Source organism: Micrococcus sp. LASM2_SD2, from assembly GCF_057364565.1.
The window spans coordinates 1-579 of sequence record NZ_JBNFOB010000485.1; the positions used below are offsets into that span (position 1 = coordinate 1).

1 protein-coding gene is annotated in these 579 nt (G+C 76.7%); it reads right to left on the bottom strand.

The window, feature by feature from the left end; all coding sequences use genetic code 11:
• The coding region (locus AC2W7A_RS13240) for a response regulator (RefSeq protein ID WP_485991738.1) at positions 1–516 on the bottom strand (516 nt) is incomplete at its 3' end.
• Positions 517–579: the final 63 nt, after the last annotated feature.

Consider the following 579-nt stretch of genomic DNA (forward strand, 5'->3'; position numbering starts at 1 on the left):
GGCGGCGGGCGCTGCGGAGGGGCGTGCCGTCGTCGGGGTGTCCGGGGCCGTGGCACCACGGAAGGCGTCCAGGACGAACCCGGCCAGGCGCGGGGAGAACACCGCGTCCCCTCCGGCCACCCGGACGGCGGCGTCCACGACCTCCTCGCCGGAGGCGGACTTGGTGATGTATCCGCGGGCGCCGGCCCGGATCACCGCGACGACGTCCTCGGCGGCGTCCGACACGGACAGGGCGAGCAGACGACGGTCCGGGTCCCGTGCGAGCACGCGCCGGGCGACCTCCGCTCCCCCGCCGCCGGAGCCGCCGGGCAGGTGCACGTCCAGCAGGACGACGTCCGGGGACACCGCGAGGATCGTCTCCACCGCCTGCTCCACGTCCCCGGCCTCGCCCACGATCCGGATGCGGGACGGATCCAGGTCAGCCCGGAGTCCGGCGCGGAAGATGGCGTGGTCGTCCACGATCACGGCGGTCACAGGTGGGGTGGAGGCAGTGGCGCAGGTCACGGGGTCGGCCATGGGCGGTCCTCCAGGGTGTCGTGGCGGTGCGAGCCGGCGCCGCGGGCGGCCGGGCCTCGGCCG